This window comes from Pseudomonas sp. P39-UII1 (assembly GCF_039672635.1).
GTDB lineage: Bacteria > Pseudomonadota > Gammaproteobacteria > Pseudomonadales > Pseudomonadaceae > Aquipseudomonas.
This window is the reverse complement of record NZ_JBDFPP010000003.1, coordinates 175960-200736: the sequence shown is the minus strand read 5'-3', so window position 1 is coordinate 200736 and position 24777 is coordinate 175960. Positions and strand designations below refer to the sequence as shown.

At 60.3% G+C, this 24777-nt stretch carries 25 protein-coding genes; 21 read left to right on the top strand and 4 right to left on the bottom strand.

The features are described from left to right. Positions 1-154: 154 nt before the first annotated feature. A complete protein-coding gene (locus tag ABEH27_RS06105; protein ID WP_346612696.1) occupies positions 155-1147 on the bottom strand; it encodes an AraC family transcriptional regulator in 993 nt (330 codons plus the stop codon). A 156-nt stretch (positions 1148-1303) separates the two neighbouring features. Continuing rightward, positions 1304-2728 carry an aspartate ammonia-lyase gene (gene aspA, locus ABEH27_RS06100; RefSeq protein ID WP_041168153.1) on the bottom strand — a complete coding sequence of 475 codons (1425 nt, stop codon included), beginning with the start codon at positions 2726-2728 and terminating at the stop codon, positions 1304-1306. 182 nt (positions 2729-2910) lie between these two features. Between aspA and ABEH27_RS06095 the strand changes: the two genes are divergently transcribed. The 5 genes from ABEH27_RS06095 (at position 2911) to ABEH27_RS06075 (ending at position 6586) form a co-directional block, all read left to right on the top strand. Next, positions 2911-3825 carry a LysR substrate-binding domain-containing protein gene (locus ABEH27_RS06095; RefSeq protein WP_346612695.1) on the top strand — a complete coding sequence of 305 codons (915 nt, stop codon included), beginning with the start codon at positions 2911-2913 and terminating at the stop codon, positions 3823-3825. Positions 3826-4065: 240 nt separating this feature from the next. Continuing rightward, on the top strand, positions 4066-4557 hold the full coding sequence (purE, locus tag ABEH27_RS06090) for a 5-(carboxyamino)imidazole ribonucleotide mutase (protein ID WP_003253304.1): 492 nt from the start codon (positions 4066-4068) through the stop codon (positions 4555-4557). Between the two features lie 10 nt (positions 4558-4567). Continuing rightward, a complete protein-coding gene (locus ABEH27_RS06085) occupies positions 4568-5650 on the top strand; it encodes a 5-(carboxyamino)imidazole ribonucleotide synthase (protein WP_346612694.1) in 1083 nt (360 codons plus the stop codon). A gap of 108 nt (positions 5651-5758) precedes the next feature. After that, positions 5759-6004, top strand: coding sequence for a GlsB/YeaQ/YmgE family stress response membrane protein (locus ABEH27_RS06080; protein ID WP_027592121.1), 246 nt, complete (start codon positions 5759-5761; stop codon positions 6002-6004). Between the two features lie 48 nt (positions 6005-6052). Beyond that, positions 6053-6586, top strand: a complete 534-nt coding sequence (locus ABEH27_RS06075) for a DUF3299 domain-containing protein (RefSeq protein WP_346612693.1) — start codon at positions 6053-6055, stop codon at positions 6584-6586. A gap of 142 nt (positions 6587-6728) precedes the next feature. On the opposite strand, the gene ABEH27_RS06070 is transcribed toward ABEH27_RS06075, so the two are convergent. Together ABEH27_RS06070 and ABEH27_RS06065 are read right to left on the bottom strand one after the other, a co-directional pair. Continuing rightward, positions 6729-7625 carry a D-hexose-6-phosphate mutarotase gene (locus ABEH27_RS06070; protein WP_346612692.1) on the bottom strand — a complete coding sequence of 299 codons (897 nt, stop codon included), beginning with the start codon at positions 7623-7625 and terminating at the stop codon, positions 6729-6731. Between the two features lie 71 nt (positions 7626-7696). Further along, the gene (locus ABEH27_RS06065) at positions 7697-8095 is read right to left on the bottom strand and encodes an acyl-CoA thioesterase (protein ID WP_012274860.1); all 399 of its coding nucleotides are present in this window, start codon (positions 8093-8095) and stop codon (positions 7697-7699) included. A 361-nt stretch (positions 8096-8456) separates the two neighbouring features. On the opposite strand from ABEH27_RS06065, the gene ABEH27_RS06060 reads away from it, so the two are divergent. The 16 genes from ABEH27_RS06060 to ABEH27_RS05985 all read left to right on the top strand — a co-directional run bounded on the left by ABEH27_RS06060 (position 8457) and on the right by ABEH27_RS05985 (position 24742). Then, positions 8457-9746, top strand: coding sequence for an MFS transporter (locus tag ABEH27_RS06060; RefSeq protein ID WP_346612691.1), 1290 nt, complete (start codon positions 8457-8459; stop codon positions 9744-9746). A 201-nt stretch (positions 9747-9947) separates the two neighbouring features. Next, positions 9948-10850 (top strand): hypothetical protein, encoded by a 903-nt coding sequence (locus tag ABEH27_RS06055; protein ID WP_346612690.1) that lies wholly within the window; start codon positions 9948-9950, stop codon positions 10848-10850. Further along, the gene (locus ABEH27_RS06050) at positions 10847-11359 is read left to right on the top strand and encodes a DUF6392 family protein (RefSeq protein WP_346612689.1); all 513 of its coding nucleotides are present in this window, start codon (positions 10847-10849) and stop codon (positions 11357-11359) included. The genes ABEH27_RS06055 and ABEH27_RS06050 overlap by 4 nt, the downstream gene beginning before the upstream one ends. A 30-nt stretch (positions 11360-11389) precedes the next feature. Then, a complete protein-coding gene (locus ABEH27_RS06045) occupies positions 11390-11644 on the top strand; it encodes a bacteriocin immunity protein (RefSeq protein WP_346612688.1) in 255 nt (84 codons plus the stop codon). 67 nt (positions 11645-11711) lie between these two features. Further along, positions 11712-12224, top strand: coding sequence for a DUF6392 family protein (locus ABEH27_RS06040; protein ID WP_346612687.1), 513 nt, complete (start codon positions 11712-11714; stop codon positions 12222-12224). A 358-nt stretch (positions 12225-12582) separates the two neighbouring features. Beyond that, a complete protein-coding gene (locus ABEH27_RS06035) occupies positions 12583-13095 on the top strand; it encodes a DUF6392 family protein (RefSeq protein ID WP_346612686.1) in 513 nt (170 codons plus the stop codon). A 135-nt stretch (positions 13096-13230) separates the two neighbouring features. Next, a complete protein-coding gene (locus ABEH27_RS06030; RefSeq protein ID WP_346612685.1) occupies positions 13231-13386 on the top strand; it encodes a bacteriocin immunity protein in 156 nt (51 codons plus the stop codon). Positions 13387-13453: 67 nt separating this feature from the next. Then, complete coding sequence (locus tag ABEH27_RS06025; protein ID WP_346612684.1) at positions 13454-13966, top strand: DUF6392 family protein; 513 nt, start codon at positions 13454-13456, stop codon at positions 13964-13966. Between the two features lie 27 nt (positions 13967-13993). Next, the gene (locus ABEH27_RS06020; RefSeq protein WP_346612683.1) at positions 13994-15508 is read left to right on the top strand and encodes an S-type pyocin domain-containing protein; all 1515 of its coding nucleotides are present in this window, start codon (positions 13994-13996) and stop codon (positions 15506-15508) included. Between the two features lie 164 nt (positions 15509-15672). Beyond that, positions 15673-16671, top strand: coding sequence for a phosphate ABC transporter substrate-binding protein PstS (locus ABEH27_RS06015; protein WP_346612682.1), 999 nt, complete (start codon positions 15673-15675; stop codon positions 16669-16671). 138 nt (positions 16672-16809) lie between these two features. Next, entirely contained in the window at positions 16810-19098 is a 2289-nt protein-coding gene (locus tag ABEH27_RS06010) for a phosphate ABC transporter permease (RefSeq protein ID WP_346612681.1), read from the top strand. A gap of 17 nt (positions 19099-19115) precedes the next feature. Next, positions 19116-20786 carry a phosphate ABC transporter permease PstA gene (gene pstA, locus ABEH27_RS06005; protein WP_346612680.1) on the top strand — a complete coding sequence of 557 codons (1671 nt, stop codon included), beginning with the start codon at positions 19116-19118 and terminating at the stop codon, positions 20784-20786. A 72-nt stretch (positions 20787-20858) separates the two neighbouring features. Further along, complete coding sequence (pstB, locus tag ABEH27_RS06000; RefSeq protein WP_346612679.1) at positions 20859-21692, top strand: phosphate ABC transporter ATP-binding protein PstB; 834 nt, start codon at positions 20859-20861, stop codon at positions 21690-21692. A gap of 79 nt (positions 21693-21771) precedes the next feature. Further along, positions 21772-22542 (top strand): phosphate signaling complex protein PhoU, encoded by a 771-nt coding sequence (gene phoU, locus ABEH27_RS05995; RefSeq protein ID WP_346612678.1) that lies wholly within the window; start codon positions 21772-21774, stop codon positions 22540-22542. 165 nt (positions 22543-22707) lie between these two features. Next, positions 22708-23601: a response regulator gene (locus tag ABEH27_RS05990; protein ID WP_346612677.1), complete on the top strand. Its 894-nt coding sequence runs from the start codon at positions 22708-22710 to the stop codon at positions 23599-23601. Positions 23602-23839: 238 nt separating this feature from the next. Further along, on the top strand, positions 23840-24742 hold the full coding sequence (locus ABEH27_RS05985; RefSeq protein WP_346612676.1) for a M23 family metallopeptidase: 903 nt from the start codon (positions 23840-23842) through the stop codon (positions 24740-24742). Positions 24743-24777: the final 35 nt, after the last annotated feature.

Sequence of the window (24777 nt, the reverse complement as noted above, 5' to 3'; positions counted from 1 at the left end):
GACGCAAACGGCCAAAAGGGGATCGATGTGGCCAAAGCTGTTGGCCTGTGCTGGCCCTATCGCCGGCAAGCCAGCTCCTACAAGTACTGCACAGGCCTTGAATGCAGCGCAGGACCTGTGGGAGCCGGCTTGCCGGCGATAGGGCCGGAACAGGTCAACCGCGGAAGTGGCTGGGTGCCACACCACTCCAGCGCTGGAAGGCATGGCGGAAACTGGCGGTCTCGCTGAACCCCAAAGCCTCCGCAATCCGGTAGATCGGCATCTGCTCATCGCTCAGCAACTGCTTGGCACGCTCGAAGCGCAGCTCGTCGAGCAACTGTTGATAACTGCTGCCCAGCGCCTGCAAGTGCCGGCGCAAGGTGCGCGACGAGCAGTTCATCTGCCGGGCCAGGCCTTCCAGGCCGGGTGCCGCGTCCAGCTGTTGCAGCAGTAGTTGGCGAATCCGCCCCAGCCAGGCCTGGCGCCCGGTGAACTCCAGGTTCAGGCGCCGGCAGCGTTCGCTCATGGCCTTATGGGTAATCGGGTCGGCCAGCGGCAGCGGTGTGTCCAGCCAGCGTCGCTCGAAGGCAAAGGCGTTGTCTTGCGCCTCGAAGGCTAGCGGGCACTGGAATGCACCGGTATAGCGCGCGTGGTAGCCAGGCCGGGCATGTTCGAAGCGGGCACCGAGCAGTGGCAGCGGGCGGCCGAGGAGGTCGTCGCAGATGACTTTCAGCGAAACCAGGCAGAACTCGGCATTGAACGCAGCCAACTCAGGAATATCACGGTATTCGTTGGCGCTGAACCAGACGCGTCGGCCGTCGTCGACCAGGCGCAGTTGGAAAACTGTTCCCAGCAGTGCCGGATACTGCAGCGCCAGGCGCAAGGCGTCACCCAAAGTGGCACTGGAGAGCAAGGCGTAACCGAGCATGCCGTAGCACGACACGTGCATGCGCTGGCCCAGCTCCAGGCCGATGTCTTCACGCCGCGCCACTGCGTTGGCACAGACCTGCAACTCTTGCTGGGTGGTGATGCGCGCATCGGCATGGCCAAGGTCTGCCGGGCCTATGCCGCTGCCAGCCAGCAGCGCCGTGGCCTCGCACCCTTGTTCCTGGAACAGGTTGAGGATCAGCGAAACCGCGTTGAGGGTGGTCAGGTGGCTGTGCAGCATGCTCGGTATTCCCGTGGGGCTGGGAGGCATTATGGAGCAAGTTGTGTGCCGGGAAGGCGCAGGCAAAAAAAAGGGCCCGGAGCGTGCGCTCGGGCCCTGCAAAGGTTGAGAGGTGTCTAGTCCCTCGACCTGGTGAGACTGTTTGCAGCGGTCGGGTTACGCCTTCAGCGGAACCAGACGTGGAGCGATCATGTTTTCCGGACGCAGGATGTCGTTGAGCATCTCTTCGTCCAGCAGCTTCTCCTCGCGCACCAGTTCCAGCACACCGCGGCCGGTTTCGAGGGCGACGCGGGCGATACGGGTGGCGTTTTCGTAGCCGATGTACGGGTTCAGGGCGGTGACCAGGCCAATCGAGTGCTCGACCAGTTCACGGCAGCGCTGTTCGTTGGCGGTGATGCCGACGATGCAGTGTTCGCGCAGCATGTCCATGGCGCGCTGGAGCAGGCGGATCGAGTCGAAGATCTTGTAGGCGATCAGCGGCTCCATCACGTTCAGCTGCAGCTGGCCACCTTCGGCGGCGACGGTCAGTGCCAGGTCGTTGCCCATGATGGCGAAGGCGACTTGGTTGACGGCTTCCGGGATAACCGGGTTGACCTTGCCTGGCATGATCGAGCTGCCTGGCTGACGCGCTGGCAGGTTGATTTCGTTGATGCCGGTGCGTGGGCCGCTGGACAGCAGGCGCAGGTCGTTGCAGATCTTCGACAGCTTGACCGCAGTACGCTTGAGCATGCCGGAGAACAGCACGAAGGCGCCCATGTCGGAGGTCGCTTCGATCAGGTCGGCAGCCGGTACCAGCGGCTGGCCGCTGATGGTTGCCAGGCGCTGTACGGCGAGCATCTGGTAGCCCGGGTCGGCGTTGATGCCGGTACCGATGGCAGTACCACCCAGGTTGATCTCGGTCAGCAGCTCGGGTGCCAGCGAACGCAGACGGTTGAGGTCTTCGGTCATGGTGGTGGCGAAGGCGCGGAATTCCTGGCCCAAGGTCATCGGCACGGCGTCCTGCAGCTGGGTACGGCCCATCTTCAGTACGTGGTCGAACTCTTTACCTTTGGCAGCGAACGCCTGGATCAGGCTGTCGAGGCTGGCCAGCAGCGCGTCGTGACCCAGCAGCAGGCCCAGACGAATAGCGGTCGGGTAGGCGTCGTTGGTCGACTGTGCCATGTTTACATCGTTGTTCGGGTGCAGGTACTGGTACTCACCCTTCTGATGGCCCATGGCCTCCAGCGCGATGTTGGCGATGACTTCGTTGGCGTTCATGTTGGTAGAAGTACCAGCACCGCCTTGAATCATGTCGACCACGAACTGCTCGTGGTAGTCGCCCTTGATCAGCCGTGCGCAGGCTGCGCTGATCGCGGCATGTTTGGCATCGCTCAGGTGCCCCAGCTCACGGTTGGCGTCAGCAGCTGCCTGCTTGACCATCGCCAGGCCGACTACCAGCTTCGGGTAGTGCGACAGCGGAACACCGGAGAGGTGGAAGTTGTTGGCAGCGCGCAGGGTCTGGATGCCGTAGTAGGCATCAGCAGGGACTTCAAGGGTACCAAGCAGATCTTTTTCGACGCGGAACGATGCAGCGGAGGACATGATGGATATCATCTCGATTTTGACCCGGCACATGCCGGAATGGCGCCAATCCTAGGCCCGAAGCGGATTTTGCGGCCAATGCTGTTGCACGCTAACCTATGCACAAACGGCATAGTGTTTGATGTGACGCCAATTGACAATCGAGCGTGTTCCATTTTGGTGCACGCCGGGAGAGATGCTTCGTGAACCTGGAAAGCAAATGGCTGGAAGACTTCAGTGCCCTGGCCTCCACCCGCAGTTTTTCGCAAGCCGCAGAGCGGCGCTTCGTCACTCAGCCGGCCTTCAGCCGACGTATCCGCAGCCTGGAAGCGGCGCTGGGGCTGACGCTGGTGAATCGTTCCCGCACGCCCATTGAACTGACCGAGTCCGGCCAGCTGTTTCTGGTCACCGCGCGTACAGTTGTCGACCAGTTGAGCGAAGTTCTCCGCCACTTGCATCACCTCGAAGGCGGGCAGGGCGAGGTCATCCAGATCGCGGCGGCTCACTCCCTGGCATCGGGCTTTTTCCCCCGCTGGGTAGCCCAGTTGCGCAACGATGGTTTGAACATCGCCACGCGCCTGGTTGCCACTAACGTCGGAGATGCGGTGCATGCATTACGCGAGGGTGGCTGCGACCTGATGCTGGCATTCTACGACCCGGATGCAGCCCTGCAGATGGACGCCGAGATCTTCCCCTCGCTGCACATGGGCACCACTGAAATGCTGCCGGTATGCGCAGTGGATGCCGACGGCAAGCCTTTGTTCGACCTCGAAGGCGATAGCAGCGTGCCGTTGCTGGCCTACAGCGCTGGCGCGTTTCTCGGCCGGTCGGTGAACCTGCTGCTGCGCCAACGCAACCTGCGCTATACCACCGTCTATGAAACAGCCATGGCCGACAGCTTGAAGAGCATGGCCCTGGAAGGCATGGGCATCGCTTGGGTGCCGCGCCTGTCGATGCGCGGCGAGCTCGACCGTGGCGAATTGGCGATCTGCGGCGGTAGCCAGTGGCATGTGCCACTGGAAATCCGCCTGTACCGCTGTGCGCTGGTGCGCAAGGCCAACGTGCGGCTGCTGTGGCGCAAGCTGGAGACGAGCGCCCAGGGTGAAGGGGCGGTTTGAGGGTTCATGCACAGGGTTGGCGAGAACGCCGGACGCGCTGAAAAGTTGTCTCGCGGGACAGCTTGCCTTTGATCCGCCAATGTGCATGGAGGGCTGGGCGGTTTGCCGATGAATACGCTATAATCCCGCGCCTTCGGCCAACCTGGTCGATTCAGAATCCGTATGACAAGCCACGCCGGTCCACCTGCGTGGCTTGTTGCTTTTAGCGCGCCAGAAGGCGCTTGCAGGAGAGGCTCGACGATGAGTGCACTGGTTGGCGTGATCATGGGCTCCAAGTCCGATTGGTCCACCCTTAGCCACACCGCCGATATGCTGGAAAAACTCGGCATTCCCTACGAAGTGAAGGTGGTCTCCGCCCACCGCACCCCGGATCTGCTGTTCCAGTACGCTGAAGAAGCCGAAGGGCGCGGTATCGAGGTGATCATCGCTGGCGCTGGTGGCGCTGCCCACCTGCCAGGCATGTGCGCGGCCAAGACCCACCTGCCGGTGCTGGGCGTGCCGGTGCAGTCGTCGATGCTGTCGGGCGTCGACTCGCTGCTGTCGATCGTGCAGATGCCAGCCGGTGTACCGGTTGCCACCCTGGCCATCGGCCGTGCCGGTGCGGTCAACGCCGCGCTGCTGTCGGCGAGCATCCTCGGCGCCAAATACCCGCAGTATCACGCGGCGCTCAAGCAGTTCCGCACCGAGCAGACCGACACCGTGCTGGACAATCCAGACCCACGTCAGGCTTGAGGCTGAACCCATGAAGATCGGTGTAATCGGTGGTGGCCAGTTGGGCCGCATGCTGGCCCTGGCGGGCACCCCGCTGGGCATGAATTTCGCCTTCCTCGACCCGGCGCCTGACGCCTGCGCCGCGCCGCTGGGCGATCACCTGCGTGCCGACTATGGCGACCAGGCCCACCTGCGCCAGCTGGCCGACGAAGTTGACCTGGTGACCTTCGAGTTCGAAAGCGTCCCGGCCGAAACCGTGGCCTTCCTCTCGCAGTTCGTTCCGGTCTACCCGAGCGCCGAAGCGCTGCGCATCGCCCGCGACCGCCTGTTCGAGAAGAGCATGTTCCGCGACCTGGGTATTCCGACCCCGGCTTTCGCCGACATCCTCTCGCAGGCCGACCTCGACGCCGCAGTTGCCAGCATCGGTCTGCCGGCCGTGCTCAAGACCCGTACCCTGGGTTATGACGGCAAGGGCCAGAAGGTTCTGCGCACACCTGAAGACGTGGTTGGCACCTTTGCCGAGCTGGGCAGCGTGCCGTGCCTGCTGGAAGGCTTCGTACCGTTCACCGGCGAGGTCTCCCTGGTGGCCGTGCGTGCCCGCGACGGCGAAACGCGCTTCTACCCGCTGGTGCACAACACCCACGACAGCGGCATCCTGCGCCTGTCGGTGGCTAGCCAGGCGCACCCGCTGCAAGCGCTGGCCGAAGACTACGTCGGCCGGGTGCTCAAGCAGCTGGACTACGTGGGCGTGATGGCTTTCGAGTTCTTCGAAGTCGACGGTGGCCTCAAGGCCAACGAAATCGCTCCGCGGGTACACAACTCCGGGCACTGGACCATCGAAGGCGCCGAGTGCAGCCAATTCGAAAACCACCTGCGCGCCGTTGCCGGCCTGCCGCTGGGTTCGACTGCCAAGGTCGGCGAGAGCGCCATGCTCAACTTCATCGGTGAAGTGCCGGCGGTGGACAAGGTCGTCGCCATCGACGACTGCCACCTGCACCATTACGGCAAGGCCTTCAAGGTCGGGCGCAAGGTCGGCCACGCCACCCTGCGTTGCAGTGATATGGCCACGCTCGAGCGCAAGATTGCCGAAGTAGAGGCTCTGATCAGCAACTGATCGGGCTTTGGATCGAACTTCTGCAAGCGGCTGGCCCTCTGAACATGGCAACGAGCCAAAGCCCGTCTAGGCTTTGGCTTGCTCCATCTTCACTGCAGAGGGAATGCCATGGGTATCATCGGAACCATCTTCATCGGCCTCATCGTCGGCCTGCTGGCCCGCTTCATCAAGCCGGGCGACGACAGCATGGGCTGGATCATGACCATCCTGCTGGGTATTGCCGGCTCCCTGCTCGCCACTTACGGTGGCCAGGCATTGGGGATCTACCAGGCCGGGCAGGCTGCGGGCTTCTTCGGCGCGCTGGTCGGTGCCGTGGTGCTTCTGGTGATCTACGGATTAATCAAGAAACGCTGAATACTGGTTAGAATGCTCGGCAATTCATCCGAGTTGCCGAGCATTTCCATGCGTGCCTTTTTCCTCATTCCCCTGCTTCTGGCCAGCACCCTGGCCCATGCCGAGCTGCCTGAAACCGACTGGCTGGAGCTGATGCCAAAGTCGGACCAGAAAGCCCTCGAGCAAATGCCCGAGATCGACCACAACTCGCCGGAGGCCATGGGTACGTTCACCGACAAGGGTGGCCTGAAGCAGAGCAAGGGTTTGCCGGCGGTGATGTATTCGACCAAGACCGTGGCGGCAATGAACGGCAAGGAAATCCGCTTGGGTGGTTACCCGGTGCCGCTGGAGAGCGATGCCAAGGGCAACAGCACCCTGTTCTTCCTGGTGCCGTACCCTGGCGCCTGCATTCACGTGCCGCCGCCGCCGCCGAATCAGCTGGTGCTGGTGCGCTATGCAAAGGGATTGAAGATCGACGACATCTACACGCCGCTTTGGGTTAGCGGGACGTTGAAGGTGGAGAAGGTCAGCAATGACCTGGCCGATGCGGCCTATGCGCTGGATGCGGGGAAGGTGAGGGTGGTAGAGGACGCTGATCTTTGAGGGTGACTGTACTGGCCCTATCGCCGGCAAGCCGGCTCCCACAAGTTGGACTGCCCCCAAGTACCCCGCAGTCTTCACGCAGTGCAGTGTACCTGTGGGAGCCGGCTTGCCGGCGATAGGGCCGGTGATATCACTGCAAGGCTCAGATCACTTCACAGCCGATGGCGACCTTCAGCGCAGTGCTCGCCCCTGGCTTCAACTCGACCACATCATCCCAGACATTCGCCGTCTCGATGCACAACATCCGCTGCCAGCCATCATCGGCCATGTCGGGTAGCTCCCTGGCCCGGTCGGTCCAAGGGTTCCAGATTACCGCCGAGCGCGAACCGCTACTGGTCAGGGTAATGCGCCGGTCCCAGTGCGGGTCGACGATGCTCAGCCGAGCAGGGGTATTCAGGTAGATACGGTCGGTCTCACCGGTAAACGCCAGCGCACCCTGCTGCTGGCGCTGTTCCCAGTCTGCCAGGGTCTCGATATAACCCAGCCCTTCGACACCTTCGACCCGCGCCTGGCGTACATCGCTGACGGCAAAGTAACTGTGCAGGGCCTGGCTGATGGTGACTGGGGTGTTGCCCAGGTTGCGGCTGGTCAGGGTCAGCTCAAGTGCATCCCCCATCACCACCGTCAGCCTCAGCTCGACGTCATGCGGCCAGTCCGGCAGATCACCCTGGGCTTGTGGCAGCTCGAATTCGATGCGCAGTGCGCTGCCCGCTTCTTCAATGCCCAGCAACTTCCAGTCACGGGTGCGGGCCAACCCATGGGCGGGGGCCTGCTTGCCAAGGTACATGCTTTGAACGGCTGCCGGGTTGCGCTGCAGGTTACCAAACCACGGCCAGCATACCGGCACGCCCGCGCGCACCGACTTGCCCTGCTGGAAGATGGCCTGGTCGCTCAGCCAAAGCAGCGGCGGCTCGCCGACACGCTGGTAGCTGAGGATCTGCGCACCCTGCTGGGCGATCAGTAGTTCGGCACGGTCGCTGGTAATACGCCAGCAGTTGAGTTCGCCGTGTAGCTCGGTTTCGACCTTGAAGGTAGCCATTGCGCTTGTCTCATTGATTGCCTGTGGGCCTTCGACCCGGTGACGTGCAATGAGTTTAACGCGCGAGTGGCTCAGCGACGAGGCACCGAGCGGGTGCGGCCGCTGCCATCGATGGCAACGAAGACGAACGCTGCTTCGGTGACCTTGCGCCATTCGCTGGAAAGCGGGTCGTCGCTCCACACCTCGACCATCATCTGGATCGAGCTGCGGCCGATTTCCAGGGTCTGGGTATAAAAGGACAGCTGCGCGCCCACGGCTACCGGCACCAGGAACGCCATGCGGTCGATCGCCACCGTGGCCACCCGGCCGCCAGCGACGCGGCTGGCCATGGCCGTGCCGGCGAGGTCCATCTGGGCGACCAGCCAGCCGCCAAAAATGTCGCCGAAACCGTTGGTTTCGCGGGGCAACGCAGTAATCTGCAAGGCCAGATCGCCTTGCGGTATAGGATCTTCTTGTTCGAGCTCAATCATGCGGTGGGGCCTCTGACCCGTGACGCTTTCGTTGGTGTGGCGCAAAGGCCGGGTAAACGATTCAGCTTGAAACATACTACGCCGATTTCGTTTCGCTGGACGGCCATAGGGAAACTCTGCGAAACCGTCTGACAGTAAAGACCGGCGTTTTCGCACAACATCCCAGGTGGGCAGCAACGTTTTCCTACGAGCGGCCAGTATATATAGCCGAACGCCCAGCGACGACCGCACATTCATGAATATCTGTATGGATTTTGTATCGCTTTCGGCACGGCTCGGCAATTTGCTATCTTCGCCTGTCCCAGCAATCCAGAAGCCGCGCCCCAAGCGGCCTGCATGACCTACAAGAGAAGAACGAGCGATGACCTCCGTGCCGAGCAGTATCGAGCAGCCCTCGCGGCCGCTGACCCGCAGTGACTACAAGACCCTTTCACTGTCCGCCCTCGGCGGAGCCCTGGAGTTCTACGACTTCATCATTTTCGTGTTCTTCGCCACGGTGGTCGGCAAGCTGTTCTTCCCGCCCGACATGCCCGAATGGCTCCGTTTGATGCAAACCTTCGGCATCTTTGCCGCCGGCTACCTGGCCCGCCCGCTGGGCGGGATCGTCATGGCCCACTTCGGCGACCTGCTCGGGCGCAAGAAGATGTTCACCCTGAGCATCTTCATGATGGCCCTGCCGACGTTGATCATGGGCCTGCTGCCGACCTATGCACAGATCGGCCTGTGGGCGCCGATCCTGCTGTTGCTGATGCGCGTGATTCAGGGGGCGGCGATCGGTGGCGAGGTGCCGGGCGCGTGGGTGTTCGTCTCCGAGCACGTACCGGCACGCAACACTGGCTACGCCTGCGGCACGCTGACGGCTGGCCTGACCTCGGGCATCCTGCTGGGCTCGCTGGTCGCCACGCTGATCAACAGTGTCTATACCCCCGTTGAGGTGGCGGATTACGCCTGGCGCATCCCGTTCCTGCTCGGAGGCGTATTCGGCCTGTTCTCGGTGTACCTGCGCCGCTGGTTGCACGAAACCCCGGTGTTCGCCGAGATGCAGCAGCGCAAGGCGCTGGCCGAAGAGCTGCCGCTGCGTGCGGTGCTGCGTGACCACCGTGGCGCGATCGTCCTGTCGATGCTGCTGACCTGGCTGCTGTCGGCCGGCATCGTGGTGGTGATCCTGATGACCCCGGCGCTGCTGCAGAGCTTCTACCAGGTCAGCCCCACCGACTCGCTCAAGGCAAACAGCCTGGCCATCGTCCTGCTCAGCCTCGGCTGCATCGCAGCCGGCCGCCTGGCCGACCGCTTCGGCGCCGGGCGCGTATTCATCGTTGGCAGCCTGTTGCTGCTGGCCAGCTCCTGGACCTTCTACCACAGCTTGCCGACCCGCCCCGACCTGCTGTTCCCGCTGTATGCGCTGACCGGTTTGTGCGTCGGTATTGTCGGTGCCGTGCCCTACGTGATGGTCAAGGCCTTCCCGCCGGTAGTGCGGTTCAGCGGGTTGTCTTTCTCTTACAACATGGCCTACGCGATCTTCGGCGGGTTGACGCCGATGGTGGTTACCGCGCTGTTGAAGTTAAGCCCAATGGCGCCGGCTTATTATGTGGCGGGGCTGTGTGCCGTCGGGCTGGTTGTGGGCGTGTATCTGTTTGCCAATAAACGATAATGAATTAAACCCCAGTGGGCGCAATTATTTCGAACAATATATTGCGTCCATAGAACAACTTCCAAGTCATTGGTTGACTCATTAAATCGGTGGGAGCGGGCTTGCCCCGCGAACACCGGCGAAGCCGGTGCCAGGCACTGCGCGTGCCCATTCGCGGGGTAAGCCCGCTCCCGCTAATAACTACTACCACCGCCAGACCAGGTGCTGCTTGGGCAATTCGATGAACTGAACCAGCGGCGCATTCTCAACGGCTTTGCTCCGGTAGCTCCGAAAGCAAGCTGGGCCGGTTCGCGAAGTGAATTCGAACTGCGTCATCTCGCTGCAGGCGGGGTGGGTTCAGGGCTTTATGACCTCGACCAGCTGAGCATCCACAGCCCTGGGAGCACCCAAGGCGTTCTGACGGTAGTCCAGCCTTTCGAACCCTGGTTCGCCAGCAGAGTGGCGTTGGCATTCGATGCCGCAGTCGTCGAGGGGCAACCCCCGCGCACATGGAAGCCCCTGGTGGCACCTGGTGCCGAGTTGCTCGGGCCAACGCTGCTGCCAGAGGCTCCGCCGTTGCCAGGTGTCCTTCCGGGAGGGGCGATAGACCCGGCAGGGCCAAGTCTTGAAATACTTCCGGGCGCGAATCCGGGAGAGACTGGGGCCATAATCCCTGGGTTCGGCGGCGATACTGACCTGCCATCTCCGGGCTTGATCAATTATGAGCCTGCCAAGTCTCTGGAAGTTGGGGAGTATAAGGATTTGAGCAGGCGAAGCATCAATGACCTGATGGATGTAGACCATATTGTGTCACCCAAAGCCTATCAGAGGTACTTGGCCAGGAATAGGCCACAGTTGTCAATGGATGCAATCAAGCCATTCTTGGAGACGGCGCCAAGCATAGTAATCCCGGCGGAAGTGCACAGAAAGTTTAGCGAAACCTATGGTGGTAGGAACAATAAAGCCAGGCAATTGAAAGATGCGTCAAATATCAGGGAAGCCGTTGATAGTAATTTGGATGCCTTGAAGCCGGGGTTGCTTGAGTACGGATTCTCGGATAATGAGATAGAAGTTGCTCGGCAGCAATTGCATGCTCTGCATCAACAGAAAGGAATGTACGAATGAATGCTCAACAGCTGCAATCTTATCTTCTTAATCTTGGGAGGTTTCATCCAGAACTTTTGGCGAGTGATGCGGTCCCGTCTGGTCATCTTATAGAGATTTATCCCGGGTCATGGACTGTATACTTGAAACCCAGCCCAGGGTTGGAACTGTGTTTTTGGGCTGAAGACAAGAGATTTGAGTCAGTGATTCTCTCGCTCGCCGAAACGACCACGTCGAAGGTTGTCTATTCGCAAGGGCTTCCAGAACCGTATTCCAATTGTGTAACCCGAGAGGCCGCTCTGACAGTATTTGGTAGCCCAGTTGAGTCAAAAGGCCCGTTCAAAATGCCATTGCCCATGGGCGAGGTTGGGGGGTGGGATAAGTTTAGTCTTGAGGGTCAGGGCCACCCCGGATTAGTGGTTATCTTCAGCTACGATGTTTATATGAATGTCGAGGGGCTAGCCTTTGCATTGGCTAAGTCGGGCTTCGACCGCCTTAGTGAGGAATTCGAGCACCCAATAGAAATATAAATACTCCGGTATGCGTGTGAGGAAGGGATTATGGACTTGAGATCAAGCCTGGATCACGAAGAGCAGTCTTTTCTTCGACTGGTTGACGATATATGGCAGGTAGAGACAGACAAAGTTTCGCATGATACGTTGATCACCCACTTCAGTAATATCGTCGGCCATCCTGCCGGCAGCGACCTTCTGTTCTACCCGGAAATCGATGAATTCGGCGGTATCAAATTCCCCCGAAGATATAGTTGCAATCATCAAAGCCTGGCATCAGCAAAACGTCCGTGCAGCTTTTAAAGACCAATGGGATAGAAGCTGCTGGGCAGCAATTGCATGCATTGCATCAACAGAAAGGAATATACGAATGAATGCTCAACAGCTGCAATCTTATCTTCTTAATCTTGGGAAATTTCACCCCGAACTTGTGGCTAATGATGTGGTTCCGTCTGATCATCTTATAGAGATCTATCCCGGCTCATGGTCAGTATACTTGAAACTCAGCCCAGGTTTGGAACTGCGCTTTTGGGCTGAAGACAAGAAGTTTGAGTCAGTGATTCTATCGCTCGCTGAAACGACCACGTCGAAGGTTGTCTATTCGCAAGAGCTTCCAGAGCCGTATGCCAGTTGTGTAACCCGAGAGGCCGCGTTGACAGTATTCGGCAACCCTGTTGAGTCGAAAGGCCCATTCAAAATGCCATTACCCATGGGCCAAGTTGGGGGGTGGGATAAGTTTAGCCTCGAGGGTCAGGGCCATCCCGGGTTAGTAGTTATCTTCAGCTACGATGTGCATATGAATGTCAAACGCCTATCCTTTGCACTGGCTAAGTCGGGCTACGACCGCCTTAGAGAGGAATCCGAGCACCCAGTAGAAATATGAATACTCTACCTGTAGGCGTGTGAGGTGAGGATTATGGACTTGAGATCAAGCCTGGATCATTACGCAGAGCAGTCTTCTCTTCGGCTGGTTGACGATATGTGGTAGGTAGGGGCAGACAAAGTTTCTCATGATACGTTGATCACCCACTTCAGTAATATTATCGGCCATCGTGCTGGCAGCGACCCTCTGTTCTACCCGGAAATCGATGAATTCGGCGGTATCAAATTCCGCCGAAGATATAGTTGCAATTATCAAAACCTGGCATCAGCAAAACGGCCGTGCAGCTTTCAAAGCCCAATGGGATAGAAACTGCTCGGCAGCAATTGCATGCGTTGCATCAACAGAAAGGAATGTACGAATGACTGCTCAACAGCTGCAATCTTATCTTCTTAATCTTGGAAAGTTTCATGCCGACCTCGTGGCTAATGATGTGGTGCCGGCTGATCATCTTATGGAGATCTATCCCGACTCATGGACTGTTTACTTGAAGCCCAGCCCAGGTTTGGAGCTGTGCTTTTGGGCTGAAGACAAGCGATTTGAGTCAGTAATCCTTTCGCTCGCTGAAACCACCATCTCGAAGGTTGTCTATACGCAAGGGCTTCCAGAGCCGTATGCCAGTTGTGTAACCCGAGAGGCCGCGTTGACAGTATTTGGTAACCCAGTTGAGTCGAAAGGCCCATTCAAAATGCCATTACCCATGGGCCAGGTTGGGGGGTGGGATAAGTTTAGCCTTGAGGGTCAGGGCCATCCCGGGTTAGTAGTTATCTTCAGCTATGATGTGCATATGAATATCAAACGCCTATCCTTTGCTTTGGCTAAGTCGGGCTTCGACCGCCTTAGGGAGGAATTCGAGCACCCAGTAGAAATATGAATACTCTACCTGTAGGCGTGTGAGGTGAGGATTATGGACTTGAGATCAAGCCTGGATCATTACGCAGAGCAGTCTTCTCTTCGGCTGGTTGACGATATATGGTAGGTAGGGGCAGACAAAGTTTCTCATGATACGTTGATCACCCACTTCAGTAATATTATCGGCCATCCTGCCGGCAGCAACCTTCTGTTCTACCCGGAAATCGATGAATTCGGCGGTATCAAATTCCCCCGAAGATATAGTTGCAATCATCAAAGCCTGGCATCAGCAAAACGTCCGTGCAGCTTTTAAAGACCAATGGGATAGAAGCTGCTGGGCAGCAATTGCATGCATTGCATCAACAGAAAGGAATATACGAATGAATGCTCAACAGCTGCAATCTTATCTTCTTAATCTTGGGAAATTTCACCCCGAACTTGTGGCTAATGATGTGGTTCCGTCTGATCATCTTATAGAGATCTATCCCGGCTCATGGTCAGTATACTTGACGCTCAGCCCAGGTTTGGAACTGCGCTTTTGGGCTGAAGACAAGCGATTTGAGTCCGTGATTCTATCGCTCGCTGAAACGACCACGTCGAAGGCCGTCTATTCGCAAGGGCTTCCAGAGCCGTATGCCAATTGTGTAACCCGAGAGGCCGCGTTGAGAGTATTCGGCAACCCCGTTGAGTCGAAAGGCCCATTCAAAATGCCATTACCCATGGGCCAGATTGGGGGGTGGGATAAGTTTAGCCTCGAGGGTCAGGGCCATCCCGGGTTAGTGGTTCTCTTCAGCTACGATGTGCATATGAAAGTCGAAGGACTAGCCTTTGCACTTGCTAAGTCGGGCTACGACCGCCTTAGGGAGGAATTCGAGCACCCAGTCGAAATATGAATACTCTATCTCTATGCGTATGAGGAAATGATTATGGACTTGAGATCAAGCCTGGACCATTACGAAGAGCAGTCTTTTCTTCGACTGGTTGACGATATATGGCAGGTAGAGACAGACAAAGTTTCGCATGATACGTTGATCACCCACTTCAGTAATATCGTCGGCCATCCTGCCGGCAGCGACCTTCTGTTCTACTCAGGGGCCGATGAAGTCGGCGCTATAAATTCCCCCGAATATATAGTTGCAACCATCAAAGCCTGGCATCAGCAAAACGGCCGTGCAGCTTTCAAAGACCAAACGCTACAACCACCGCCGGTTCCGCAAACCTTGACCCGCGAACAGCGCGCCACCCAGTCCTCCATCCGCAATCTGGAGAAGGTACGAAAACTGGTTGCCGACATTCATTCATCAGAGGGGGAGGCAGAGCAAAAACTGGCGACGCTGGAGCATCAGCTCACCCTTGCCGGGGCAGCGCCTGAGCAGGAACTTACCGCCAGTGTGGAAACGTTACGTGCCCTGGTACTGGCACAGCATCAGGCCAAACGCGCCGTCGACCAGCTTCAACGCTTGCAGATGTCGGTCAAGTTTGCCCTCGAGGGTGCACAACGCGATGCCGCCAATTCATTTCTGGACCCTGCGACCCAGGCCGTTGTGCTGCAGGAGATCACGCAGGGCAGCCAGCGCCATGCTGTTGCCTTGGCCGCAGCGCAGGCGCGTCACCCCGCTTTGTACGACCGTGGGGCCACGCTGATAGAAAGCCTGGAGGTACGGATCGCCCAGCTTGCCAAAGCCAGTGCGTCCGGCCCAGACCATGGTGCGCTTACGTTAATGGCGGCGGCACAGACGGCCAGCCTGCATCCTGCGGTGTTGACTGCGCAAGGCTTGAGCCGTGAAGTAGCCGAGCAGCTGCATCATTTGAACAAGAGTTTTCGCTCGGCTGTGGCTGAGCTGGAGTGGCAATCGACTTCATTGGAAGGAAAGCATCCGGGCTCTTTTGTAGATGTTGCCGAGTTCGTGCTGAGTACTCCCAGTGCCGATCCGCGCTTTGCAGTTACGATTCCGCTGGTTGAGTTGTTCGACAGCGAGCCGCATGACTGGGTGGCTTTGGCTCAAGCGCGTGCGGAAGTGGCATTGCCGGTGCGCTTGTGTTCCACCGTACGCGCTGCCAGTGGGGCCACCAGCACTGGCGTCAAGCCTTTTACTCGCTACTCCCATGTCATCATGACCCTCACTCAGGGTGGTGTTGTCCCATCGCGTGTAAAGGTGCGCAGTGCAGCTTGGAATGCCATGCAACAGGCATACGTGTTCACCAGCGACGGTGATTCGCCTGTCACGGTCGCGTGGCAGAACGGTAGCGTTCACGCGCCCGCGGATCTCTCCCGACCCCCAAGCATTGGATTCTTCAGAATGCCCAAGGTCCCGCTGATAGAACCTTTCGAGAACCTGGCCGAGGTGCAGTTCGACGACTACATCGTGGTCTTTGCACCGGAATCGGGTATAGAACCTTTGTACTTGATGTTCAGAGACCGCCGGGAGCTATAGCGCACGGCCGCCTCTCCCAGCAACATTTTGAAAAGGCCATCTCTGGCATTCGGTGATGGCCTTTCATCCAATTGTCATATTGAAGTCATATCGTGTTCATGCGGCCTGCAGATACTTGGGCCCGATCCATCCAACACCCCCAATATTCCTGCTAGGAGCAAGGCATGAAACTGAAGCGTTTGATGGCGGCCCTTACCTTCGCCGCCGCTGGCGTAGCAACCGCCAATGCGGTAGCCGCTGTCGACCCAGCAATCCCGACCTACACCAAGACCACCGGTGTTTCGGGCAACCTCTCCAGCGTCGGTTCGGACACCCTCGCCAACCTGATGACTCTGTGGGCCGAGGCCTACAAGAAGGAATATCCAAACGTAAACATCCAGATCCAGGCTGCCGGCTCCTCCACCGCGCCACCCGCGCTGACCGAAGGCACCGCCAACCTCGGCCCGATGAGCCGCAAGATGAAGGACGTCGAGCTGCAGGCGTTTGAGCAGAAGTACGGCTACAAGCCGACTGCCATCCCGGTTGCCGTCGACGCCCTGGCCGTATTCGTGCACAAGGACAACCCGATCAAAGGCCTGACCATGGCCCAGGTCGATGCGATCTTCTCGTCCACCCGCCTGTGCGGCGCCAAGGCCGATGTCAAAACCTGGGGTGACCTGGGCGTGACCGGCGACCTGGCCAACAAGCCAGTGCAGCTGTTCGGCCGTAACTCGGTGTCGGGCACCTACGGCTACTTCAAGGAAGAAGCCCTGTGCAAAGGCGATTTCAAGCCTAACGTCAACGAACAGCCTGGTTCGGCTTCGGTCGTGCAGTCGATCAGCTCCTCGCTGAACGGCATCGGCTACTCGGGCATCGGCTACAAGACCGCCAGCGTCAAGACAGTGGCCCTGGCCAAGAAAGAAGGCGGTGAGTTCATCGAAGACAACGAAGCCAACGCCCTGAACGGTTCGTACCCGCTGTCGCGCTTCCTCTACGTCTACGTCAACAAAGCCCCGAACAAGCCTCTGGCCCCGCTGGACGCCGAGTTCATCAAGCTGGTGCTGTCGCAAGCTGGCCAGCAGGTCGTGGTGAAGGATGGTTACATCCCGCTGCCGGCCAAGGTGGTCGACAAGACCCTGGCTGACCTGGGGCTGTCCCACGCCGGTAACGTTGCAAAGAAGTAAGTAACTGAGGAAGAGGCCGGCACTGCTGCTGGCCTCCTCCACGAATTCTCGGTCCGAAGCCAGGGTTCCTGAGCGGCGGGCTTTTTTGCGTCAATGCACTGTCATGTTTTTGTCATACGGGACCGCTAGGGTGTGCGCATGAATGATCTGGCCAACTCCACAATGACCCAAAATTCCCCTCCCGTGCGGATTGATTTCAATACGCCCGAGTTGCAACGCAAGCGCCGCATGCGCGCTCTGAAGGATCGCCTGACCCGCTGGTATGTACTGGTGGGCGGGCTTGCCGTGCTGGCAGCCATCACCCTGATCTTCTTCTATCTGGCTTACGTGGTGCTGCCGCTGTTCCAGGGCGCCGAGCTGACCAGCAAGAAGGCACTGGAGCCGACCTGGCTGCAGCAGGATGCCGGCAAGCCGCTGATGATCGCCCTTGAAGAGCAGAACCTGGTCGGCATGCGCGTTTCGGACAAGGGTCAGGCACTGTTCTTCGATACCAAGACCGGTAATGAGCTCAAGCGTGTCGACCTGCCGCTGCCAGCAGGCACGCAAGTCAGTTCGATCAGCACCGACCAGCCGGGTAGCCCGATGGTGGTGCTGGGGCTGTCCAACGGTAAGGCGCTGGTGTTCCACCACACCTACAAGATCACTTACCCGGACAACAAGAAGACCATCACCCCCGGCATCGACTACCCGTACGGCCAGGAGCCCTTCGTGCTCGATGACCAAGGCCGTGCGCTGGAACACGTCAGCGTCAACGTCAACGGCGATACCCTGCTGCTGGCCGGCTCTACCGGCGCGCACCTGCAGGTGCTCGAGCTGACGCGCACCGAGAACATGATGACCGACGAGGTCACCACCGAAGAGAACCGCATCGAACTGCCGCAGATGACCGAGACGGTGAAGAACATCTTCATCGACCCGCGCCAGCAGTGGCTGTACGTGATCAACGGCCGTGCCACCGCAGACGTTTTCAGCCTGCGCGACAAGAGCCTCAACGGCCGCTACAAGCTGTCCGAGAGCGCCGACACCGAGATCACCGCCACCGCGCAACTGGTCGGCGGCATCTCGCTGATCGTGGGTGACTCCAAAGGTGGCCTGGCCCAGTGGTTCATGGCCCGCGACCCGGATGGCGAATCGCGCTTCAAGCAGATCCGCACCTTCCAGATGGGCAAGGCGCCGGTTGTGCAGATCGATGCCGAAGAGCGCCGCAAGGGCTTCATCGCCCTGGACAGCGACGGCAAGCTTGGTGTGTTCCACAGCACTGCACACCGTACGCTGCTGGTGGAGCCGGCTGCCGAAGGGGCTGGCATCCTGGCCCTGTCGCCACGCGCCAACCGCATCATCATCGAAGAAGGTGGCAAGCTGCTGCCGTTGAGCCTGAAGAACCCGCACCCTGAAGTGTCCTTCAGCGCACTGTGGGGCAAGGTCTGGTACGAGAACTACGACGAGCCCAAGTACGTCTGGCAGTCGACCGCTTCGAACACCGACTTCGAGCCCAAGCTGAGCCTGTCGCCACTGACCTTCGGTACCCTCAAGGCCGCGTTCTACGCGATGATCCTGGCGGCACCGCTGGCCATTGCCGCTGCGATCTACACCGCCTATTTCATGGCCCCGGGCATGCGCCGCAAGGTCAAGCCGGTGATCGAACTGATGGAAGCGATGCCGACGGTGATCCTCGGCTTCTTCGCCGGCCTGTTCCTGGCACCGTACCTGGAAGGTCACCTGCCGGGTGTGTTCAGCCTGTTCGTGCTGATGCCGTTCGGCATCCTGCTGGCGGGCTTTATCTGGAGCCGCCTGCCGGAGTCGATCCGCCTGCGTGTGCCGGATGGTTGGGAAGCTGCGATCCTGATCCCGGTGATCCTGTTCACCGGCTGGTTCGCCCTGACCATGAGCCCGTACCTGGAGACCTGGTTCTTCGGCGGTGACATGCGCCTGTGGATCACCAACGACCTGGGTATCACCTACGACCAGCGCAACGCCCTGGTAGTGGGTATCGCCATGGGCTTCGCGGTTATCCCGAACATCTACTCGATCGCCGAAGACGCCGTGTTCAGTGTGCCGCGCAGCCTGACCCTGGGCTCCCTGGCCCTGGGTGCGACGCCGTGGCAGACCCTGACCCGCGTGGTCATCCTGACCGCCAGCCCGGGTATCTTCTCGGCGCTGATGATCGGTATGGGCCGTGCAGTGGGCGAGACCATGATCGTGCTGATGGCCACCGGCAACACCCCGGTGATGGAGATGAACCTGTTCGAAGGCATGCGCACCCTGGCCGCCAACGTGGCGGTCGAGATGCCCGAGTCGGAAGTCGGCGGCAGCCATTATCGCGTGCTGTTCCTCGCTGCACTCGTGCTGCTGATGTTCACCTTCGTCATGAACACCTTGGCCGAGCTGATTCGCCAGCGTCTGCGCAAGAAATACTCGTCGCTTTGATAGAAAGGTAGAGATCCGTGAAAAAGGATTCCCTCAAAGGCTGGTTCAAGAGCGGCGCCCCCGGCGTCTGGATCAGCGGTGGCGCGGTGGCCATGGCGGTGATCATGACCGTCGGCCTGCTGGCTGTGATCGCCGTGCGCGGCCTGGGCCACTTCTGGCCGGCCGACCTGGTCCAGGCAACCTACAAGGTGCCGGGCCAGGCTGACCATATCGTGGTCGGTGAAGTGGTACAGAAGGAAGAAGTGCCCCGCGCCCGTCTGAAAGGTGCCGGCTTGCCGGTACCGGACGAAGGCCCGGAGTTCATGACTCGCGAGCTGATCAAGGTGGGCAACCGCGACCTCAACGGCAGCGACTTCACCTGGGTGGTCGGCGACTGGCTGGTCGATGAACAGCACCCAGCCGACCTGATCGCCCTGGAGCGCCGCGAGTGGGGCAACTTCTATGGCTACCTGGTCAGCGTCAAGGAAGAAGGCCGTGTCGTTGCCCAAGGCGCTGATGCCTGGAATGAGCTGCAAGCCCGCCTCAAGCGCGCCAACCAACTCAACGGCGAACTGCAGCAGCTCGAGAAGAAAGACATCGGTGCCATCAACCATGGCCTCGAACGCCTGCGCCTGCACGGTCGCAAGCTGGAGCTGGAAGGCAAGCTGGACGCTGCTGCCCAGGCCGACATGGACGCCGAGCGTGCCGAGCTGAACAGCCGCTACAAGGCCATCGAAGACCGCCTCAGCGGCCTGCACCAGGCGTTCGCCCGCGACAGCCTGGTTGCCCGCGACGGCAACGGCCGCGAAGTGGAGATCAACCTGAGCAAGGTGGTGCATGCCATCCAGCCGAACGGCATGTCCGGGCTGACCAAGATGGGCACCTACTTCGCCAAAGTCTGGGAGTTCCTCAGCGACGACCCGCGTGAAGCCAACACCGAGGGCGGTATCTTCCCGGCGATCTTCGGTACCGTGATGATGACCCTGATCATGGCCGTGATCGTTACACCGTTCGGCGTACTGGCCGCGGTCTACCTGCGTGAATACGCCAGGCAAGGCCCGGTGACCCGCCTGATCCGCATCGCCGTGAACAACCTGGCGGGCGTTCCGGCGATCGTCTACGGCGTGTTCGGCCTGGGCTTCTTCGTTTACGTGCTGGGTGGTTCGATCGACCGGCTGTTCTTCCCTGAATCGCTGCCGGCACCGACCCTGGGTACCCCGGGCCTGCTGTGGGCATCGCTGACCCTGGCGCTGCTGGCGGTGCCGGTGGTGATCGTGGCCACCGAAGAAGGCCTGGCGCGCATCCCACGCACGGTCCGTGAGGGTTCGCTGGCGCTGGGTGCGACCAAGGCCGAGACCCTGTGGAAGATCGTGCTGCCGATGGCCAGCCCGGCGATGATGACCGGCATGATCCTCGCCGTGGCCCGCGCTGCCGGTGAAGTGGCGCCGCTGATGCTGGTGGGTGTCGTGAAGCTGGCGCCGTCGTTGCCGCTGGACGGCAACTACCCGTACCTGCACCTGGACCAGAAGATCATGCACCTGGGCTTCCACATCTACGACGTCGGCTTCCAGAGCCCCAACGTCGAGGCCGCGCGGCCACTGGTGTACGCCACCGCGCTGCTGCTGGTAATGGTGATTGCCACCCTCAACCTCTCGGCGGTGTGGATCCGTAACCACCTGCGCGAGAAGTACAAGGCGCTCGACCACTGAGCCTGATTTGCAAGCGTGCCGCCCGCAGCCGGGCGGCCCTTTGAAACGAATTGATAGCGTATGGAGTTGACCATGCAGCAAGAATCCCACACCCACGGCATCGACATGTCTGCCCTGGGCCGCGACAAGCAGAGCCTGCGCCTGGCCGAAGAAACCGTTGCCATCGAAGTACCGGGCCTGAGCCTGTTCTATGGCGACAAGCAAGCCCTGTTCGACGTCAGCCTGAATATCCCCAAGCAGCGCGTGACCGCTTTCATCGGCCCGTCCGGCTGCGGCAAGTCGACCCTGCTGCGTACCTTCAACCGCATGAACGACCTGGTTGACGGCTGCCGCGTTGAAGGCGCCATCAACCTGTACGGCAACAACATCTACCGCAAGGGCGAGGACGTGGCCGAGCTGCGCCGCCGCGTCGGCATGGTGTTCCAGAAGCCCAACCCGTTCCCCAAGACCATCTACGAGAACGTGGTCTACGGCCTGCGGATCCAGGGCATCAACAAGAAGCGCGTGCTCGACGAGGCCGTCGAGTGGGCCCTGAAGGGCGCCGCCCTGTGGGACGAGGTCAAGGACCGCCTGCACGACTCGGCTCTGGGCCTGTCCGGTGGCCAGCAGCAGCGTCTGGTGATTGCCCGTACCATCGCCGTGGAGCCTGAAGTACTGCTGCTCGACGAACCTTGCTCGGCACTTGACCCGATCTCGACCTTGAAGGTCGAAGAGCTGATCTACGAACTGAAATCCAAGTACACCATCGTTATCGTGACCCACAACATGCAACAGGCGGCCCGTGTTTCGGACTACACCGCCTTCATGTACATGGGCAAACTGGTCGAATTCGGTGATACCGACACCCTGTTCACCAACCCGGCGAAGAAGCAGACCGAAGACTACATCACCGGTCGCTACGGCTAGGCACCTCTCCCCGTGGGAGCGGGGGCCAGGGAACGATACGAACTACTTGAAGCTTGCAGCTTCTTCGCGGAGCGAAACGATGATCAACAAAGAAAGCCTGACGCACCATATTTCCCAACAGTTCAACGCCGAGCTGGAGGAGGTGCGCAGCCACCTTCTGGCCATGGGCGGCCTGGTCGAAAAGCAGGTCAACGACGCGGTCACCGCGCTGATCGAGGCCGACTCGGGCCTGGCCCAGCAGGTGCGTGAAGTCGACGAGCAGATCAACCAGATGGAGCGCAACATCGACGAGGAGTGCGTGCGCATCCTCGCCCGTCGCCAGCCGGCGGCCTCCGACCTGCGGCTGATCATCAGCATCTCCAAGTCGGTGATCGACCTGGAGCGCATTGGTGACGAATCGACCAAGATCGCCCGCCGCGCCATCCAGTTGTGCGAGGAAGGGGAGTCGCCGCGCGGTTACGTCGAGGTGCGCCACATCGGCGACCAGGTACGCAACATGGTGCGTGATGCGCTCGACGCCTTCGCCCGCTTCGACGCCGACCTGGCGCTGTCGGTGGCGCAGTACGACAAGACCATCGACCGTGAGTACAAGACCGCTCTGCGCGAGCTGGTGACCTACATGATGGAAGACCCGCGGTCGATCTCGCGGGTGTTGAGCGTCATCTGGGCCCTGCGTTCGCTGGAGCGTATCGGCGACCACGCGCGCAACATCTCCGAGCTGGTGATCTACCTGGTTCGCGGCACCGATGTGCGCCACATGGGCCTCAAGCGCATGAAGGCAGAAGTCCAGGGTACTGCGCTGGATGAGGCCGAAATCGCTAATGTTCCGGCTGAACCGGACGATAAATAAGATTGCTCCCGAGCATCGACGCCCGGCCTTCGCCGGGCGTTTTCGTTTGCGCCAGAGCAGTCAGCAGGCACCCGCGAACGATGCAAAGAAGTCCCGGCGTGGCCCAGGTATTGGCAAATGGCCACCAATCGACGGTAGGCTAGTCCGGGTTCAAGAGGAGTATCGATGAGTAAAGTCAATGTGCTGGTCGTGGATGACGCGCCGTTCATTCGTGATCTGGTAAGGAAGTGCCTGCGTAATGCCTTCCCCGGCATGGTCATCGAAGACGCGGTCAATGGCCGCAAGGCCATGACCCTGTTGGGCAAAGAGCAGTTCGACCTGGTGCTGTGCGACTGGGAGATGCCGGAAATGTCCGGCCTGGAGCTGCTCACCTGGTGCCGTCAGCAGCCAGAGATGAAGAGCCTGCAGTTCATCATGGTGACCAGCCGTGGCGACAAGGAGAACGTGATTCAGGCCATCCAGGCCGGCGTGTCCGACTTCGTCGGCAAGCCGTTCACCAATGAGCAGCTGCTGACCAAGGTAAAAAAGGCCCTGACCAGGATCGGCAAGCTCGACAGCCTGATGGCAGGCGGCCCGGCGCGGGTCAACTCGGCATTTGCCAACGACTCCTTGAGCGCGCTGACTGGTGGCAAGCCTGAAGCGGTCAAGGTTGCGGCACCTGCAGCGGCCAAACCGTTGATCAACGCTCCGCAGCCGCAGACTGCAGCCGCTGCTGCACAGTCCGGCCGTGGCCAAGGCCAGTTGCGCCTGTCCAGCGGCACCCAGCCTTGCGTCATCAAGGCCCTGAGCCTCAAGGAGGCGCTGCTGGTGGTGCGTCGCAGTGCCAACCTGCCACAGGTGCTGGAAGGGGCGGTGCTCGACTTGGAGCAGGGCGAGAGCGCCGAGGTGGCGCGGTTGAATGGTTACCTGCATGCCGTGGCAGCGCTGGAGCCTAAGCCTGACAGCGACTGGTTGCAGCTGACGTTCAAGTTCGTCGATCAGGATGCGCAGAAGCTCGATTACCTGTCGCGGTTGATCGCCCGTGGTACGGCGCAGAAGCATTTCACCCCCGGCGCCTGATCTGGCCTTCCGGGGATCCTGTAGGAGCGGCTTCAGCCGCGAACACCGGCGAAGCCGGTGCCATTCACCGCGGCGCCTGCTTCGCGGCTGAAGCCGCTCCTACAGGGTATGCGGCGCGCTTGCGGGCCTGAAGTCTGTGGCTACCCTCTGGGAGCCGGCATCCGACCAACTGTCATACCGCTGCGCAAATCCCGCTGCTAGGCTTCGACAGAACGTCATCTGTCAAAAAGCCACTATCATGCCCGCCATCGCCCGCTTGCTGCTTTTGTGTGCCTTGCTTTCGGCCTCGGCGTCGAGTTTGGGCATGACCATCTACAAGACCACCGACAATTTCGGCGTGGCGTCCTATTCCGAGCGGCCCAGCCCAGGCGCAAAAGCCTTCGAGCTGCGCGAGCCGATGTTCGAGCGGTTGGACCGCCAGGTGCGCCTGCAGACCGAGCCGTTCCCCGGCGGCGTTCGCTTCGTGGTGCGTAACGAGCTTTACGTGCCCATGCAGGTCGAGCTGCGCATCGACCAGCTGGCCAATGCCTTCGGCGGCAATGGCCCGCGGCTGATACGTGCCGTGGTCGGGCCGCGCTCTACCAAGGTGCTCAGCTCGGTGCTGGCGGCGCCCGGCGGGCCGCTGAAGTATGCCAGCAACTTTCAATACGCCATGGGCGACCCTGGCCAGCGTTCGCAGGCCTATCGCTACCCCTTCCCGTGGAAAGGCGGGCCGTTCCGGCTCAGCCAGGGGCCCAACGGCCGCTTCAGCCATTTCGGCCCCAAGGGCCGTTACGCCATGGACATCGCCATGCCGGAAGGCACACCGATCATTGCGGCGCGGGGCGGGATGGTGGTGAAAGTCGAGAACAACCAGACCGGGCGAGGCACCAACCCCTCAGGCAATTTCGTGCGCATTCTGCACCCGGACGGCACCATGGGCGTGTACCTGCACCTGATGCGCGGTTCGGTAGTGGTAGCCGAGGGGCAGCAGGTGGCGTTGGGGCAGGCGCTGGCGAAGTCGGGCAATACCGGCAACAGCAGCGGGCCACACCTGCACTTCGTGGTGCAGCGCAACGTCGGGCTGGCGCTGGAGTCGATACCCTTTCAGTTCGACCGGCCGATCGGCGGGCTGCCGGACTTCACGGCCGGCAACCCTTGAGGATACTTGCTCGTGTGTGATTTATAAGCTACAAG